The sequence below is a fragment of the Erysipelothrix inopinata genome, from assembly GCF_014396165.1.
GTDB classification, from domain to species: domain Bacteria; phylum Bacillota_I; class Bacilli_A; order Erysipelotrichales; family Erysipelotrichaceae; genus Erysipelothrix; species Erysipelothrix inopinata.
Genome location: NZ_CP060715.1, coordinates 669,559 through 688,086, shown reverse-complemented (window position 1 = coordinate 688,086; position 18,528 = coordinate 669,559). Strand labels below are relative to the sequence as shown.

The following is an 18,528-nucleotide window of genomic DNA, read 5'->3' as shown; positions in this document are numbered from 1 at the left end:
GATCTCCTCTTATAGATTTCTCAACTTGTAGAGTGCACTACTATATATTTTACCATTATTCAAAATATCATCAAGATTCATCCACTCATCTGGTAAGTGAGCAATATCCTTTTGACCTGGAAAACTTGGTCCAAATGCAATAATATTAGGAATAATTTTTGCATAAGTCCCTCCTGTTGTCGTTACCGGAGCCAAGCGTTCACCCATTACTTCTTCATATGCATCTGTTAGTAATGTAATTTCGTCTGATTCCTTATCATAAAATACAGGATCCCAGTTATGAGCACATACCACTTCAATACTTTCCGGAGTTACTCTACGAATCATTTCAATCAATTCATCCACTGTTTTCACTTTTGGATAACTTAACGAGATTTGGAAAAACAAATTGTCATCTGACATACCCAGTTTATATCCACGCATAATCATCTCACCAAAGTCTTCATCTTTAACGTTAATACCGAGTTTCACGCCATTATTTGGGCTTGAAAGAATATATTCATTAACGAAATCATTGAAAACTTCTTGCGATCCGTGATTTACAAATTGGATTAACGCACGCCCTCTTTCACCATAAACTGCTGGCCATTTACAATCGGGTGTCCATCCAAATACAGGAGGATTTTCTTTAGTAAGGTAGTGTTTAACACAACCAAACCCAGATTCTTCGTTGGTACCAAATACAATACGAACCGGTTTATTGAATGTTACACCGAGCTCCTTAAGTGCATAAAGTGCATAGAGGTTTGTAAGAATTGGCCCTTTATTATCAAGGACGCCACGACCCCAAATACGACCTTTATCAATCGTTCCACCTAATGGAGGATAAGACCACCCTTCACCCAAAGGAACGACGTCAACATGACCAAAGATACCGATATAATCACCATCTCCTTCACCATATTGTGCATAACCAATAATATTATCTATGTTTTTTGTTTTAAACCCTAATTCTTCAGCGATAGCGAGAACTTCTAGAAGCGCTTTTTTGGGCATTTCACCATAAGGTGCATCCTCTGTGTGCACACCTTCAACAGATTCAATTGCCACAAGACGTTGTATTGATTTTAGGAGATCTGGCATTAACTCATCCATTTTTGCATAAATTTGATCGAGCATATTATTTTTCCTCCAAAGGTTTCATTCGGTCACTTAAATATTTTTCTAACCATTCTTGAGACGCAACTTCATGAATCATATGATCCCCTTCTCGTCTCGTAACATAAACAGTATTTTCTTGTTTTTCTGTTGCTACTGCAAATGAGAAGTTTTCGATGTTTGATGCGACTCCCCACTCACCATCTTTGTTCATCGCAACAATAGAAATGTCTCCCGCTTCACCGCGACGCGCAATTAATTCACGATCAAGATCAAACGTTACTTTTTCTACTGCTTCTTGTGGAGAAAGTCCTTCTTTCATAAGACGAACGACTTCATAGGAAACAACACCCTTCATCAGGTCTTCTCCTAATCCAGTTGCGGAAGCGCCCCCAACTTGACTGTCTGCATAAAGTCCAGAACCAATGATAGGAGAATCTCCTACACGTCCCTTTTTCTTCATGAACAAACCACTTGTTGACGTACCTGCCACAACATTTTGTTCACTATCCACGGATACCATTCCTACTGTATCATGTCCAGAATATGGTGATATCTCAATTTCACGCATGTCTTTCACGCGGTTTTTATAGTGAATTTTAGCACGGTCCGTTAGCATATTTTTACGTTCAAATCCTTGTTTATGAGCGTATGCCTCTGCTCCAGCACCAACTAATAAATTATTTACCTTATATTGACTTAAGGAACGAGCAATTGAAATTGGATTCGCAAAATCTTTGATAGCTGCTACTGCACCAATATTAAACGTTGTTCCGTCCATATATGCTGCATCCAACTCAACTTCCATTTCCTCATTTGGAAGTCCTCCATATCCTACAGATTTGTAGAACGGAAAATCTTCCACTGCTTTAATTGCAGTTTCGATAGCATCTCCAGCACATCCTTTTTCACCTAAGATTTCTGAAGCACTGTCAATTCCTTCTTTAGCCATGCGCCATGTTGCAATAATGCCCCACATACTAATACCTCTACTCTCTATAATTATAATTCTGACTTAGTATTTGTTCATATTTTTCAGGTGTTAAATCTCTGACAATATATTCAACCAATCGTAGTGTTTCTTGAATATCAAATTTATGAACCACACCACGATGTGTATGCATATATCTCATTGGGATTGATAAGATAATAGATGGAATCCCTTCACGTGATTTATGAATGTTTCCGGCATCCGTACCACCATCTAGAAAGCAACCCAATTGATATTGAATCTTGTTTTCTTTACAAATTCCTTCGAGATAGTTGAGAAGTCCCCTGTTCAAGATAGTCATCGAGTCAATTACGCTGATTGTTACTCCACCACCTAATTTAACAATATTCTGGTCTTCGGGTGTATCACCGGCTACCGTTGTATCAATCGCAATAGCAAGATCTGGATAGATTAAATCTGCCGTTGTTCGGGCACCTCGAAGTCCAACTTCTTCTTGGACAGTTGCTGCAAGGGTCACTTCATTCTTCGTTGGATTTTCAAGAAGCGATTGCATTAACCACATTCCAACCGCCACACTAGCACGATCATCAAAGGCCTTACCACAAATATAATTTTCATCATTCATGATACGGCTCTTCGATACGAATGCGACCATATCACCTTCTTTAATACCCATGTTGAGAATTGCTTCTTTAGTATTTACTCCCATATCAACGTAAACACGATCCATTGGAATCGTTTTACTGCGTTCTTCCATCATCATGCCATGCATTGCTTTACTACCTATAATGCCGTAGAATTCCTCATCTTTATCGTTAATAACAACCACATCCTGATTCATAATGACATGTGGCCAAATACCACCGACCGGTTGTAGGAAAAGATAGCCATTGGAGTCTATTTTTTTAACGTAAAATCCAACTTCATCCATATGTGTTGCCATCATAATTCTTAATCCATTGCCCTCTTGAGTAAATAGTGCTGAGCCTATTCCATCTTGTTCAAGGGGGAGATTAATTTTTTCTTGTAGATATCTCACAACGCGATGTTCCATTCCCGAAACACCAAAAATATCAGACAGCTCTAATAAATCATCCCAATTGATATCATGGCTACTCATATCGAGTGCCTCTACAGTTTTGAGTTTCTACAATATGGTTTGCATTGAGAGATATCAAATAGTGATTTAATACTTTAGTGATGTTATCGAGATACTTTGTATCGATAACATTATGAATCGTATCTTTATATTTAACCGGAATCACCACAACCACTGTAGGGGTTCCTGATAAAGATTTATGAATAAATGACCCATCGGTAGGAAAATCTGTAATATGAGCTTGTGGGTTGAAGCCACAGCTTCTTGCAGCCTCGTAGAGATCATGCTTGAGAATTTGACTTGGTAAAAGAGATTTATCAAAGCTTCTAATAAAAATATCCTTGTCATCCCAAGTTTCAACATATGCAACATCAATCACGATTGCGATATCAGGGTTTACAGCTGTTGTCGCAGTAATCGCTCCACGTTGTCCAACTACTGAGTGAGAAATACCACCAACATTCAGGTTGAAATCAAGCGCATTAGCTTCTAGAGATTCAAGTAACTTTAACCCAACTTCAATACCCGCTCTATTGGACAAATTATTAGCCGCAACACTCTCATTTAAGGATTCAAATCGTGGTGTAACTACCACAAAGTTTCCAACGAGAACACCTGCTTCTTCCGCCTCACCTTTTGTTTTAAATCCAGCATCAATGACAAAGTCATCACCTTTTCTTAAAACGATTCCCGATCTTTTATTGTGATGTCTATCTAGTAGTGTTACGAATTGATCGTTTAACCACGCTTTCTTATAGAGCCCAACAATAATAAACTCCAAGCTTCCGTTATCGTTAATTTTAGAAATCATCATGCCACTTTCATCCATATTTGAACTAATCATAACATTGTAATTAGAGTTTCCCTTCTTAACGCCAAAAACAGATCCTAGACGATCCTCAATAATTCCCAAATCTTTACTTTTATAAAAATCATAAAGATAATCACGAATTTCTTTTTCATCACCAGAAACTGCTGGTAATGCACATAATTCCTGCAAACGATTCATAGCTACTCCTTAATATAAGAACGATTCATAAGTTGATTTCGGTTCGTTATCAACAACTGCTTTCAGTACTTTTGACATATTTTCCAATGAGTCATTCAATCCAGTTCCACCTTTACGTGGCATCTTAATTATTTTCACGGTGTCTTTGTATTGTTCAATCACTTCAGTATTCTCTTTTGAGAACATCGCTACTGCTTTTGTCTCTGTATTTTCTTCAATGTATTGTGCGAGAATTGCTGACATTCTTGAATAATCTGGATAATCAAAGCAAGGGCCACAAAGAACGATATCTGCTTTTAGTTTTGTAGCAAGACCTGCAACCTTACGCTTAACTTCATCCTCGTGATCGAAGAAATAGCCATTACCGCAGTACATTGTTGCCAGAACAACGCCACCTTCTTGTTTAATAAACTTTTCAAACATATGGTAAGAACCAATGCCACCTTTTTCAACGGCTAATTCAACATTAGGTCTTTCTTTTCCACCAGCTCCTGCTTGTGTTTGATCAAAAAATAGTAATACTCTCATAATGTTCCTCCTAAATGAAACGAAGCAAACTCATGAAGTCCTTATCGGTCTTTCACAAGTCGCTTCGTGTTTAATTACATTAATTCTTATAGATCATCAAATGAAATATCATCAAGTGAGATATCATCTAATTCGTCTACCACTGTATCTTGTGGTTTCATTTCATCTTCAAGATATTGTTTGTCCAAGATTCTGAAGAATGGGTAGTAAACTAAGCATCCTAGTGCTAGAAGACCTAATTGGAATACTCCAGCAAAGAGACTACCTGTTGATAACCATCCCGAGAAGAAGATTGGTGTTGTCCATGGTAATGCAATTCCTGTTGTATAAGGAATGATTCCCATAATTGTTGCTGCTGTTGATAAAGCAATATTCATAACTGGTACGAGTAAGAATGGAATAAGAATGATTGGGTTCAACACGATTGGAAGACCAAAGATAATCATTTCGTTGATTCCGAAGATACCAGGAACAATTGACAAGCGACCAAGTTGTTTCATACGTTGGGATTTACCCATTGTAACCATTAAGAGTACTAATGATAGGGTACTTCCCCCACCACCGTAGTTTCCAAAGAAGTCTGAGAATGGTCCTGTGAAAATGTATGGTAATGTTTCACCAGCAATATAAGCTGCTTGGTTAGCATATGTCATTGTGTTGTGAATTGGTGAGAATACAGTATTTGTAATAGCTGGTCCATTAATACCAAAGAACCAGAATAGGTTTGATAAGAATTGGTAAATTACTTCAAAGAAGTTATTGGTTCCAAGACCCATCAATGGTGTTTGTAATACTGTAAAGATAAAGTTTTGTGCACTTCCAAATGAAGTATTAACGAATACTAAACGTACCAAGAAGAAAGTAATCATTACGAACATACTTGGAACTAAAGCAGCGAAAGATCCCATAACTGCAGGTGGAACACCTTCAGGAAGTTTAATAACCCATCCTTTTTTAGTTACAAACGCGAAGATTTGAACTGCAATAATAGCAGTAATCATAGCAAGGAATAAACCTTGTGAGTTTAAGTTTGAGAAAGCAAACCCTCTAAATGGTTTACCATCAGCATTTAAGAATAATTCGTGTGTTTGTGGTGTAATGATAAGATATGATACAAGAGCAACCACACCACCAGCAATTGGTTCAACTTTTAATTGTTTTGCATATGAGTAAGCAATACCTAATACGTTAAGCAATGCAATCATATTAATTGTAGCATTTGATACTACTAATAGGTGGCTGTCCCACCCTGCCCCAAAGATTCCTTCCATAAATTCTGGATATCCAGTAATAGGGAAGTTCGCGATCAATAAGAATATTGATGCAACAATAATTAATGGCGTACTGATTAAGAAACCATCACGGATTGCAACAAGCACTTTATTTGTACTTAGTTTTTCCGCGATTGGCGCCATCGTATTTTCTAGCCAATCAAACATATGTTATTCTCCTTTTCCTTTAATAAGCATAATTGCTTTCTTTAATACACGTTCTCCATCGACTTTCCCATAATCTTCTAAATCGATTACTTCGATAGGAACACCTGTATCTCCATATTTTGCTTTAGTTTCTTCAAATTTATATTTAATTTGTGGCCCTAGCAAAATAACATCTGGATGAAATTCCTGAACAATGGCATCCATCTTTGAATCAGAGAATGCTTTCACTTCAATCGGTAACTTATGAGCGTCCGCAACTGTTTGCATTTTACTTGCTAACAAGCTTGTTGACATCCCAGCGTTACAGAATAAATATACACGTTTCATAGGATATTCTCCCTCCTTATTGTAACTATAGTATAACTTCCTATGTAATCGCTTGCTTATAATTTAATTTCCTAAGACAACGGAACGTTCTTACGTAAGCATTAAATACCATCGTGAAATAATCATGAAAGATTCATGTCATTCAAAAAATACCCTATTTTTCAAGAGCGATTTCGTTACAATAATAGAACGAAAAAACATCTGCAATGTCTCATATCAAAAATGTCCATCCCAATGTGCCAAAAGTTTATATTTTTTATGACAGATAAAACACGGTTTTATGAAAAATCCAGATGATATTCAACAGATATGAATTTCGAAGATTTCAATCACCAAGTCGATATAGACGAGACTAATAAATATAGTTTCATGCCTTTTTACACTTTTTCTGGAAAAATACCACTAAAAAAGATACCTTCTTGATTTCAGGAAGATATCTTTTTCGTTTATTTAATTTTTTGTGCAAGTTCGTTGATAGTTTCGTAACTTTTAATAAGTTGTTCCGCTAAAATTTTAATTGTTTCTGCAGACATCAATTGATCTTCTGCATGCATCAAGATCAGATTTATTTCAGTTTTTTCACCACTTGCTTCTTTTTGGATTAATTCAAAGTGAGCTTCATGTCCTTGAACACGATGGCTTTCACCTTCTTCAATTAATTCATGTGCTTTCACAAAATCGTTCTTTTGAGCATACATCATAGCTTCCATAAAGAGTGACTTCGCAGCGCCTACGGCACTAATTATTTTAAAACTTACTAATTCTAATTCTTCCATAGTTTCCTCCTAGTCGTTCATCATCCAATGAACGAATTCATTTCTATTTTTAGATTGTAATAACTTTGACATCTTCGATGCATTCGTAATAGTCTCTGACAACCAGTCAAAGAATAACCACATTGTTGCACTGTCTTCCTCAGTAATTGCAAGCATCATCACCAGTTTCACATTGTAACTTCCCCATTGTATTGGTTTTTTGAGAAGTGCTACCGCAACTTTTGATTGCTGACTTTCAAGGTCCAATGGATGAGGAATTGCAATCGAATAAATAAATGACGTTGATGACATCGCCTCTCTATCAAAGATAGACTCTTTAAAGTGTTTTGACACGATACCATTTTCATATAATTCTTGACTCATATAATCAATTACTTCTTCAGGTGTTTCTTTATCAAGATCTTTGAAGAAGAATCGTTCATCAATTAAGGTACCAAATTGGTTACCAAATTCGAGGTTAAACTGTTCCTTGTCCAACTCGTTTAACACTCTAAATATCTTACTTTCGTCTTCATGGTTTACAAACATCGATATCTGTACCGTCTCGATTTCAAGACTATGATCAATCGGTAAAGTAGTTATAATTAAATCAATATTCATGTTGATAACTTCTTTTTCGACATAGTATTCAGATATTTCCGCAATCTCCAATCGATCTTTGAACATATTCGTAATTTTACCTTTGGTAAGTTTCGAAAGACTCCGATTATTTGGTGCAATCAAGAGTACTTGATGTTTTTTCTTCACAGAGAGACGATCATAAGCTGCACCAATATGTAGTGAAATAAAACCTACTTCAGATTCTGATAATTCAAATCCAAAGGCATTACCAATTAAGCGTCCAATAACCAACCCCATCTCAAAAATTAAGGGATATGATTTCTTCACTTCTTGAAGGTGAGCGTTAGGAATCACCGATTCATTTTTCATTCTTAGAACGAGTGATTGAATGTGAAGATGAAGTCCGCTCTTGAAATCGTTGTCTTGAGAGAAATCCAAGTCAAATGTATCCAGTAGAACATCTGTCACATCATCCAACAACTTCGCAACATCAACAGTCTTACCTTTATACTCTATGGTTTCACTTAAATGATAAGCATTTTGATATCCCATAAGAATATTCGCAAGTCCCCGCGCTTCCGCTTCAGAGTATTCAACAGGTACCATCTTCGTTATTTTTTCAAAGAAACACTTCGTAATTTCAAACTCAATGCCATCACCTGCTTGTTTATTTACCGATTCCAAGCTTAGATAGTGGCCACTCAACATTCGTTCAATGGTAATTCCAATATGAACCACAATCATTGGTATTGCTGTTTCTCTTACAGAATAATTAAATTCTTCTAAGGTATCTTCGAATACTTTCGTAACTTGTACCAAATCGAAACGACTGTATAATAGTGCAGTTCGATTGATATTCAAGAAGTTATCTTTAATTTCGTTTGTTAGTAAGTCACGATAAATTTTACGTTTAACGTGTTCATTTCCTTGGAAATAAATACTGTTATCTTCACGTATCAATTTTAGACCAACATAGGGTTTGATTAATTCACGAATCCGTTTTATATCACCTTCGATGGTGTGTTCACTTACATATAGTTCTTCTTGTAAATCCATGATTTTTTGACGTTTCTTAGAAAACAGAAGAATTTTAATAATATGAATACTCCGTTCATCCGGTGTTTGCGGAATTACATCAACATCTGCATAGCTTAGAGATTGGTACTTACTAATATCTATCTGATACCCTTCTCGTGTGCTCGATTCGACAATTCCAGGATGTTCTTGATTTAATGAATCAATGTCGGAACGGATTGTCCGGTCCGTTACCCCCACTATTCGTGAAAGCTCTTTTCCTTTAATCCAAGTTTTCTGATCCGAGAGATATTCTAATATTTTTCGTTGTCTCGAATTCATCGTATCACCTCTCTTTATTCGGGCTTAATCATCTTTTGATAATCAAAGAATACATCAAATTCTTCCGAAGTCATAAGGTCATGCCCAACAACTACATCTTTTATACTTAAGCCTTCTTGGTGAGCTTCTTTCACTATTTTAGCTGTTTCATCATATCCAAATCTTTGGTTTAGAAATGTAGCAGTCATGAGGGAGGTTGTAAGGTTGGTTTCCATTTTATCTTCATTAACCGTGATACCGCTCAAGCAGCGTTCGTTAAATGAATTTAGAGCATCTGATAATAGAACAATCGATTGCCATGTATTATAGATAATTAATGGCATATACACATTCAGTTCAAAGTTCCCTTGTGAGGATCCAATCACAACAGCTTGGTTATTCGCCATAACTTGTACGCAAGTCATCGTCAGTGCCTCACACTGTGTTGGGTTTACTTTCCCTGGCATAATAGAGCTTCCAGCTTCATTTGCAGGCAGATTTATTTCTCCCAATCCACATCGTGGACCACTCGCTAACCAACGGATATCGTTAGCCATTTTCATCGAGTTACTTGCAATAGCATTCAGAGCGCCATGGTTGAATACGAACGCATCCTTGGTACTCATTGCATGAAATTTATTAGGCGTTGGTTTAAAACTTTCTTCTAAATATTTATTAAGAATGTTACATACCTCTTGGTCAAATCCTTCATAAGTGTTTAATCCCGTTCCTACTGCTGTAGAACCTATTGAAAGATTTCGTAAATAAACGAGTGCATCTTCAATTTGCTTAATACCTTCAACATACATATATTGCCATCCGCTGATTTCTTGTCCAAAAGAAATCGGTGTTGCATCTTGAAGGTGTGTTCGTCCTGTTTTGAGGATTGAACCGTACTTTTCACTCAGAATAGAGAATGTACTATCCATTGAATGCATACTTGGAATAAGTCTATTTTTCAATATCTCAACGGTACAAATATGCATGGCAGTTGGAAAGACGTCGTTGGAACTTTGGCCACAATTAACGTGATCATTAGGATGAACAAGTTTCTCGCCCAATGCTTCATTCGCCATATTAGCAATAACTTCATTCGCATTCATATTAGTTTGGGTACCACTTCCTGTTTGCCAAATGGCAAGTGGAAATTGATCGTAGTACTCACCTGTCAAGATTCTATCGCATGCATTCATGATTGCATGTGCACGTGGTTCATCTAATTTGTTATGTTTGAGGTTTGCCTCAGCCGCTGCTTTCTTTAAAATGACAAGCGCATCAATCAAATCTTCTGGCATTTTCTCCACACCGATTGGAAAATTAAGAAGACTTCTTTGCGTGTTAGCTCCCCAATAAACACCTTCAGGTATTTCAATACTTCCATAAATATCTTTGATTGTTGACATCTAGTCCTCCTTAGCGACTCCTGTTTCAATTGCCTTATCAGCAACTGCTTTTGCTACAACATCAGCAACTCGTGGATCAAATGCATTTGGAATAATGAATTCTTCACTTAATTCTTCATCAGAAATTAAGGACGCAATTCCTTCGGCTGCAGCGATCTTCATTTCTTCGTTGATTTGGCTTGCACGTACTGACAATGCTCCTTTGAAAATACCTGGGAACGCAAGAACATTGTTAACTTGGTTAGGATAATCTGAACGACCCGTTCCAACGATACGTGCACCTGCTTCTTTTGCATCTGGATAAGGAATTTCTGGATTTGGATTTGCAAGTCCGAAGACGACAGCATCTTTATTCATACTACGTACATCATCTTTTGATACTAAATTAGCAAGTGAAACTCCAATAAAGATATCAGCACCCTTCATACAATCTGCGAGTGTTTTTTCTCCATCTAAATCTGAAAGATAGTCACAAAGCTCATGAACTACAAAGTTATACTCATCTGCGAATTTCTTGTTGATGACTCCAAGACTGTTTGTTGCATAAATTTTCTTAACACCGTATGTATGAAGCATACGAATGATTGAACTTCCTGCAGCTCCTGTTCCAGATACAACTACTTTCGCATCTTTCAAATCTTTGTTCATGAGTCGATATGCGTTGATAAGTCCTGCAACAACAACGATTGCAGTTCCGTGTTGATCATCATGAAATACTGGAATATTTAGTTCTTTCTTTAATGTTTGTTCAATATAAACACATTCTGGCGCTTTAATATCTTCAAGATTGATACCACCCACTGTTGGTGCAAGCATTCTACAAAACGAAATAATTTCTTCAGGTTTCTTCGCATCAATCACAAGCGGAATCGCATTGAGACCTGAGAAAGCTTTGAATAACATTGCTTTTCCTTCCATAACTGGTAGTCCTGCTTCAGGTCCGATGTTACCAAGTCCTAAAACGGCACTCCCGTTACTAACAACAGCCACTGTGTTGCCTTTCCAAGTATATTCATATGCTTTTTCCACATCTTCTTTAATTTCCAAACAAGGCTCTGCAACTCCAGGTGAATATAAGAGACTTAATTGTTCTAAAGATGTGACATCCATCTTATTTTCAACACTAATTTTTCCTTCTAACTCTTTATGTAAGGCTAGGGATTTTTCTTTTAAATTTTCCATACTACCTCTCTCTTTCACTATTTATATTTATTGTAACATTAAATTTTATATCAACGCACCAAGGTTAGCGTTTATGACTTAGGAAATTTTATATGTTATGTTCATTTCTATGTCCAAACGAATAAAAGACAGCATAAGCTGTCTTTTTCCTGGGAATAAATACCACCACTCTTGATGGGAGTTTGATCTTATTGACGTTGGTTTAAAGAGCAATGTAGTCAAGAACTTCTTGAACATCTTCAGTTTCGTCTAAGAGTGATAGGAATTTTTCATCATTCATAAGTTCCAGAAGTTCAGTCATAGCACCAATATGACTTTCATTATCAATTGCGGAGAGATAGAAAACATATTTAACTGGATCTTTTTCATTATTCCCAAAGTAAATGGGAGTTTTAAGCGTTGTGATTCCCATTGCTAGCTTCAACGCCCCTTTGGTTGGCGTTGTATGCGGAAGTGCAATGTGAGGGGCAATTACATAATACGTTGGATTCATTTTTTGGATTGATAATACTGAATCCACATATTGTTGAGTTACCATCCCCGCATTGAGTAAACAATCACCGGATAATTGTAATACTTCTTCCGGAGTTTGAGAATCAACTTTAAGTGACACCAAATCCTCTGAAATAATACTTCTCAATGTGATTGCTTCTTCAGCAACAGGTTGAATTGACGTCGGTATTTGTAAGAAGACACTCATTAACTCATGAATGAGTTGTTGTTCTTGCTCTACATGACCCACGTGCTTTCTTAAAATTGTGGATATCTCATCATATGATGGATGTTTGGATCCATCGAAATTGAGCTGTGTACTGACTTCTCTAAATACACTATATCGTTCAGAAGCATCCATGATGGGACTTACCTTAATGACAGGAATTGGTAGATTTCTAAGTCCTCTGAAATATTGAGTTGTAAACACAATATCAGCTGGATACTCATCAATATTAAATTGCGAAACTTCGATCGGATATTGGAATTCAAGCTCAGGGAAGAGACTACTAAGCTCATAATATAGGATAACTGATGATCCAATACCATTCAAACATACAATCAACGCTTTTTTACGTCGAATAACTTCTTCTTCACGTTTCGCAGTATATACCGATGCAAAATGCATCGTTAGGTATGCTAATTCGTCATCATTAATCTCTTCACCAAAAATACTTGCGAATGGTTTCATGGTTTCTTTAACCAGAAGATAAAGACCATTATACTCGTCTATAACTCTATTTTTTAAAGGATTGTAAATTGGAAGCTTAAAAAGCAGACGATAATAGGCTGGTCTGAAGTGAGAAAAAATATGACGGAAAATCGTCTCAGAATCACGATAGTGAACCCCACTTAACAGTTCAAATCGCGTCATGATTTTTCCAACAAGTTGACCAATGATTAAACAATCCTCGGTCATATCCTCAACATTACCTACTGATATTCCTAAAATCCATGAACTAATGTATTTGCGATCAAGATCACTAATACATTCTTTATTTGGGAAGTAATCAATGAGTGCATTTGTAAATTTGTATTCTTTAAATGTTTGAATCATTTCAAGGTTAGGCATGTTGTAAGCATTAGGATTTACGTGCCTTCCCTCAATAATACGTGTCGATAAGAAAATATAAATATAAATAAATTCTGTTAATCGATCTTCGACGAACGATATATCGTAAGTTTCCGCGAGTTCTTGAATAATTAATTTTGAATAATCAAACGTTGATAGATGAAGATCATTAACAAACTTATCAAAAACCAATGTATTTTGATGTTCAGAAATTGAATAAATAAGTAGTTTCATCATGAAACGTCGAATGTTCATTTCTGAACCTTCAAGGTAGTATCCTTCAGTACGATCATTTTTCAACACAATATTTTGTTCTTTCAACTCGTGACTCAATTCATTAATATCTTGAATAATTGTCGACTTACTGATTTGAAGTGTTGATATGAAATGCTGTAAGGATACATATTCTCGATCTACAAACAAACGTAAATAAATGTAAATCTTACGTTCTTCGCGGTCAAAATAGTAATCAATGTCGTCATTGATTTCATACAAAAATTCCACGAGAAAATCACGTGTATCATTCGTAATGATGAATTCTTTTTGATTTCCAATTGTAATTGGAATAAGGTTGTTGTCTTCTATCAAAATATTTAACTTTTCTAAGCGATACATAATTTGGCGCTTCGTAGCGTCTGTTTCGTTTTGAATCTCTGTTAATGTCATAAATGAACGATTAACGAGCTTTCGTATTAGTTGAATAATATCTTTATCCAAATCCAACAACCCCTTTCAATTATTGTATTCCGTATTCAGCAAACATTTCTTTAATTTCTTGATCAAATTTGGATCCCACAGCACTTACTGGGAAGCGTGCTTCTCCAACATTGTTGCCACGAACAGTGACACAACGTTTAATCATCGATGGAACAGTTGCTAATTTACCCACTGCACGAATGTAGTCGACATCTTTTTGCATTTGTTCTGCTTTTTCTATTTCATTTGCATGGAAGGCATCGTATATTCCAACAATATGTTCTGGAATCGCATTAGCTGTACTTGCAACTGAACCCACTGCGCCACGTTTTAAGCCTTCTAATATTTTAGAATCAGATCCGACGAGGACACTGAAGTCGTGATCTTTCCCTAAGTCAATATAACCTTGGGTATTTTCCATGTTTCCACTACTATCTTTAATTCCTAGAATATTTGGAACATCAATAAGTTGTGCTACTGTTTCAGGATCAATGTTAATACCTGTATTTGCAGGAATATTATACAAAATAATTGGAATCTTAACGGCATTCGCAACCATCTTATAATGGTCAACAAGCTCATTTTGGCTTACTTTGATAAGGTAAGGTGTAATAACTGATAAAGCATCAACACCTACTGATTCAAGGCCTTGTGCGAGTTCAATTGCGTCTTGAGTTCCACATGCTCCAGCACCTGCATAAACAGGGACACGTCCTTGAGTATAGTCTACCACAATCTTAGCAAAATCAATTTTTTCTTGTTTATTAAGAACGTGGAACTCACCGTTAGTTCCTAAAATAAATAATCCATGGACACCTTTGCTAATAAGAAAGTCTATATGTCTATGTGTTGCTTCCACATCTACTTTTTGATTCTCATCCATGGGTGTTACCATTGCTGGTATAATTCCTTTAATTTCCATTATTTTTCCTCATTTCTAATTGATGCACCCAAAGCTCCTCCTGGATGCCACTTCAAGTATTCTTGAGAATTAAGTTGACGTTCATTTTGCAAAAGAACGGATAATACTTGTAATACAATCATCTCTGCCAAAATTGATGCACGAGGCGGCTTGTTCAAGTTATCACCTTCTTGATTAACACCAGCTTTCAACGTTACATTTGCATGTTGTGCTAGCCAAGATGACTCTGATCTTGTAACGGCAATGATTTTTGCACCATTATTTAATAGAGTTTCAACTGTACCTTTTAATTCTACTGTTTCTCCACTATTTGAAATTGCAATAACAACATCGCCAGGAGCAACTTGTCCCGAACTTCCATGGACAGCTTCTGTACCATGAAGAACATAAGAACGTGTTCCCGTTGATGAGAGTAGTGATGCTACATATCCTGCCACATAACTAGGTTTCCCAATACCGGTAACATGAACTCTACCACCTTTTGATTCAGAATCTAAAATAAGTGATGTCGCATTATTAAGGGCATCTTTATCAATCGATTCTTTTAAAATGTTCAATTCATCGAACACTATATCTAAATAACTATCTATTTGATCCATTTTTAATCCTCAACTCTCTTTTTTATGTCCCCCAAATAAACCTTAAGAACAAGGGATCCTTGTTCTTAGGTTTTATTGTTTTAGAATAGACCTTTAAAGAATGAAATAATCTTGTAAAGTAATCCACCAATAATGTTGTAATCAATATTAGGGAATGATGCTCCCATAATACCTAAGTCAGCGAATGCAGGATATAGGATAAGTGGTAAGAGAACCAATCCAATACCGATGATGAATGATCCTACAAGAGCACCTTTCCATCCACCGTATGCATCCCCGAAGACACCAGCTGTACCACCAGAGAAGAAACAAATACCGGCTGCAGGAATCATAATAACTGGGCTCTTGAACATAACCATTAAGAACATTCCGAAGAATCCTCCAAGTAATGATCCAATGAAACCAATGATTACAGCGTTAGGTGCAAATGGGAAGATTGCAGGGCAATCGACCGCTGGTTTTGAGTTAGGAATATATTTTTCAGAGATAGCAACGAATGCTGCTGTAATTTCAGCGATAAATTGACGAACACCGTAGATAAGTACGCTCATACCAGCTGCAAATTGGAGACCTTGTAAGAATGGATAGATAAACCAGATATCGTTTCCAGCCATTTCTTTAACCATGTCAAGTTTTCCGTTTACAGCACAAGCAATCACAGCAATATAGAATAATACAACCATGAAGAGTGCAACTGAGAATACGAAGTCACGGAATAATTCAAAGAATTTAGGTAATTTAGGTGGATTCTTTTCAGAAGCTTCTTTTGATTTTGCAAAGAATTTTCCAATCCATCCTGAGAATGCGTATCCAATATTATTGAAGTGACCCATTGCCAATGTATCTGTACCAGTGATTTTGTTCATGTATGGTTGTGAGAGTGTAGGTAATGCTGCTCCACAGAATCCAAGAATAAATCCACCAGCGATAATTGTTACCCAAGTTGGTGCGCCAACTCCGATAAATACAAGTGCAAGAACACATGCAAAGTATAGGAAATGTTGTCCTGTTAAGAAAATAGCTTTAAATCGAGTATATTTCGCAATAATTAAGTTAAATACAAATCCTAATACGAATACGAGAGCCACTTCAGTACCATAGGTATTCAGTGCCAAACTCGTCGCAATTTCAACCTGAGTTGTTACCCCATCAATTCCAAACCCAGCATTAAACAATGCCGAGAAGTTATTAACAACACCAGATAAGGCTGCTGAACCAATATTGAAGATCATAAATCCAAGAATTGTTTTTACTGTTCCTGAAATTACATCTTGTGCGGATTTCTTTTGTAGTAATAAACCAATACAAGCCACAAGTCCGACGATTAAAGCCGTATTTCGAACCTGACCAAGTAATGCATCAATCATTTTTTACTCCTCCTTCTTTCCCTTTTATATTATTTTTGAGTTTCTAAATATGCTTCTAGTTTTTCTTTAATTTCATCTTTATCGACAATGTTACGAATCCCTACTGCGTACTTAACTTTATCTTTAAGTTCTTCAGTTAAGTCTTCCATTGTAACGATTAAGTCTCCATTAAATCCAATCAGTGAATCAAGATTTCCATGTTCTGTCACAATTGGAAAGTCATTTTCTTTAATGACTTGATCAACTTTAATCTTCAATAGGATACTTGATCCCATTCCTGCTCTACAAGCTACTAATGCTTTATACATAGTATTTCCTCCTTATCTTTCTTTTAAATAATCAATAACTTCTTGTGCTGATGTCGCTTTATCAAGAAGTTCGAAGAATGATTCTTCTTCAACGAGCTCTGCCAAGCTTGCTAACGTTTCTAAGTGTTCGTCATTACCTGTTGCACTTAACGTTAGAACATATTTGACGGGATCGTTACTTGCATTCATAAACTCAATAGGAGTTTTTAATGTTGTAATGCCGATTGCATTTTCCAATGCACCTTCTTCAGGTCTAGCATGGGGCATGGCAACATGAGGTATAATGACAAAATATGGTCCTGATTCTTTCATTGATTTGATAATTCCATCAACGTAGGAATCTGTAATTTTGTTTGCTTCTACCAAAGGCTGCGCTGCCTTGCGAATCGCATCTTCACGATCTGTCGCTTCAATATTAAGCTGAATTAGATCTTTGGTTATTAGTTCCAACAACTGTATCACTCCTATCTCTTTCATTACAACCACATTGTAAGACACATCTGAAAGCGGTTCAAAACAATTAGAGTCCAACTTTTGTACACAACTTTGACAAAGATTAAACAAACTCTGAATTAATGTTTGTTATTCCTTTGTATTAGTGGCTCTAATGACATTTTGATATTTTGGGTTCATGACTCCAAGTGTTGCGCTCCGCTTGGGTCTCGATATAATGAAAATATAAAGGAGAACTACTGTATGAAAAAATTAACCACAACTAAATTTATGTATGATGTTGGTGCTCTTGCCATCGTAAGAACCGAGTCACTATCACGCGCTATCGAAATCGCAAACGGTTGTATTGATGGTGGTGTCCCTGTTATGGAAATGAGTTATACACTAAACAGTGCTGGCGATATTATCAAAGGACTCAAAGACGAATTCGGTTCACAACTTTGCGTAGGTGCCGGAACAGTATTGGATTCAGAAACAGCGCGCCACGCAATTCTTCATGGGGCAGAGTTCATCATCGCACCTACCTACAGTGAAGAAGTTGCGAAGATTTGCAATCGATATCAAATACCCTATGCACCAGGATGTACAAGCCTAACAGAAGCTGTGGATGCTCTATCATTAGGTGCTACGTTTATCAAAGCATTCCCTGTTTCAGACTTTTATGGACCAAAACTTACTAAGGTGTTTAAAACACCACTCCCAGATATGCCAATTCTTGCAAGTGGAGGTATCACACTTGATAACCTAGAAACATGGATCCTCAATGGAACCGATGTCTGTGGTTTCGGAGGACTTCTCACAACAGGAACTTCTAAAGAAATTTCTTCCAACGCTCAAAAGATTCGTAAAATCATCACGGAAACTCGTAAATCAAACACTTAGTTTTCCACATAAAAAGAGTATTCACAAT

Annotated in this window: 18 protein-coding genes; 1 reads left to right on the top strand and 17 read right to left on the bottom strand. The window is 36.5% G+C overall.

Annotated elements, in window-relative coordinates:
* Positions 1–9: 9 nt before the first annotated feature.
* The 17 genes from H9L01_RS03340 to H9L01_RS03260 form a co-directional block, all read right to left on the bottom strand.
* The gene (locus H9L01_RS03340) at positions 10–1,119 is read right to left on the bottom strand and encodes a Sapep family Mn(2+)-dependent dipeptidase (protein WP_187534617.1); all 1,110 of its coding nucleotides are present in this window, start codon (positions 1,117–1,119) and stop codon (positions 10–12) included.
* A 1-nt stretch (position 1,120) separates the two neighbouring features.
* A complete protein-coding gene (locus tag H9L01_RS03335) occupies positions 1,121–2,077 on the bottom strand; it encodes a glycosylasparaginase (RefSeq protein ID WP_187534616.1) in 957 nt (318 codons plus the stop codon).
* A gap of 10 nt (positions 2,078–2,087) precedes the next feature.
* Positions 2,088–3,170: a M42 family metallopeptidase gene (locus H9L01_RS03330; RefSeq protein WP_187534615.1), complete on the bottom strand. Its 1,083-nt coding sequence runs from the start codon at positions 3,168–3,170 to the stop codon at positions 2,088–2,090.
* Positions 3,163–4,158 (bottom strand): hypothetical protein, encoded by a 996-nt coding sequence (locus tag H9L01_RS03325; RefSeq protein ID WP_187534614.1) that lies wholly within the window; start codon positions 4,156–4,158, stop codon positions 3,163–3,165. The genes H9L01_RS03330 and H9L01_RS03325 overlap by 8 nt, the downstream gene beginning before the upstream one ends.
* A 9-nt stretch (positions 4,159–4,167) precedes the next feature.
* Positions 4,168–4,686, bottom strand: a complete 519-nt coding sequence (locus H9L01_RS03320; RefSeq protein ID WP_187534613.1) for a GrdB-related putative oxidoreductase — start codon at positions 4,684–4,686, stop codon at positions 4,168–4,170.
* An 86-nt stretch (positions 4,687–4,772) separates the two neighbouring features.
* A complete protein-coding gene (locus tag H9L01_RS03315) occupies positions 4,773–6,125 on the bottom strand; it encodes a PTS sugar transporter subunit IIC (RefSeq protein ID WP_187534612.1) in 1,353 nt (450 codons plus the stop codon).
* A gap of 3 nt (positions 6,126–6,128) precedes the next feature.
* Positions 6,129–6,452: a PTS sugar transporter subunit IIB gene (locus tag H9L01_RS03310; protein WP_187534611.1), complete on the bottom strand. Its 324-nt coding sequence runs from the start codon at positions 6,450–6,452 to the stop codon at positions 6,129–6,131.
* Between the two features lie 446 nt (positions 6,453–6,898).
* Positions 6,899–7,228, bottom strand: coding sequence for a PTS sugar transporter subunit IIA (locus tag H9L01_RS03305; protein ID WP_187534610.1), 330 nt, complete (start codon positions 7,226–7,228; stop codon positions 6,899–6,901).
* A 9-nt stretch (positions 7,229–7,237) separates the two neighbouring features.
* Entirely contained in the window at positions 7,238–9,145 is a 1,908-nt protein-coding gene (locus H9L01_RS03300) for a BglG family transcription antiterminator (RefSeq protein ID WP_187534609.1), read from the bottom strand.
* 14 nt (positions 9,146–9,159) lie between these two features.
* On the bottom strand, positions 9,160–10,527 hold the full coding sequence (locus H9L01_RS03295; RefSeq protein WP_187534608.1) for a class II fumarate hydratase: 1,368 nt from the start codon (positions 10,525–10,527) through the stop codon (positions 9,160–9,162).
* Positions 10,528–11,709: an NAD(P)-dependent malic enzyme gene (locus tag H9L01_RS03290; RefSeq protein WP_187534607.1), complete on the bottom strand. Its 1,182-nt coding sequence runs from the start codon at positions 11,707–11,709 to the stop codon at positions 10,528–10,530.
* Positions 11,710–11,911: 202 nt separating this feature from the next.
* Positions 11,912–13,990: a BglG family transcription antiterminator gene (locus H9L01_RS03285; protein WP_187534606.1), complete on the bottom strand. Its 2,079-nt coding sequence runs from the start codon at positions 13,988–13,990 to the stop codon at positions 11,912–11,914.
* Positions 13,991–14,009: 19 nt separating this feature from the next.
* Positions 14,010–14,891, bottom strand: coding sequence for a 4-hydroxy-tetrahydrodipicolinate synthase (gene dapA / locus H9L01_RS03280; RefSeq protein WP_187534605.1), 882 nt, complete (start codon positions 14,889–14,891; stop codon positions 14,010–14,012).
* Positions 14,891–15,490: an SIS domain-containing protein gene (locus H9L01_RS03275; RefSeq protein WP_187534604.1), complete on the bottom strand. Its 600-nt coding sequence runs from the start codon at positions 15,488–15,490 to the stop codon at positions 14,891–14,893. The genes dapA and H9L01_RS03275 overlap by 1 nt, the downstream gene beginning before the upstream one ends.
* Before the next feature lie 80 nt (positions 15,491–15,570).
* On the bottom strand, positions 15,571–16,857 hold the full coding sequence (gene ulaA, locus H9L01_RS03270) for a PTS ascorbate transporter subunit IIC (protein ID WP_187534603.1): 1,287 nt from the start codon (positions 16,855–16,857) through the stop codon (positions 15,571–15,573).
* A gap of 29 nt (positions 16,858–16,886) precedes the next feature.
* Positions 16,887–17,165, bottom strand: a complete 279-nt coding sequence (locus H9L01_RS03265; RefSeq protein WP_187534602.1) for a PTS sugar transporter subunit IIB — start codon at positions 17,163–17,165, stop codon at positions 16,887–16,889.
* Positions 17,166–17,177: 12 nt separating this feature from the next.
* Positions 17,178–17,642 carry a PTS sugar transporter subunit IIA gene (locus H9L01_RS03260; protein WP_187534601.1) on the bottom strand — a complete coding sequence of 155 codons (465 nt, stop codon included), beginning with the start codon at positions 17,640–17,642 and terminating at the stop codon, positions 17,178–17,180.
* A gap of 219 nt (positions 17,643–17,861) precedes the next feature.
* Between H9L01_RS03260 and H9L01_RS03255 the strand changes: the two genes are divergently transcribed.
* On the top strand, positions 17,862–18,500 hold the full coding sequence (locus H9L01_RS03255) for a beta/alpha barrel domain-containing protein (RefSeq protein WP_187534600.1): 639 nt from the start codon (positions 17,862–17,864) through the stop codon (positions 18,498–18,500).
* Positions 18,501–18,528: the final 28 nt, after the last annotated feature.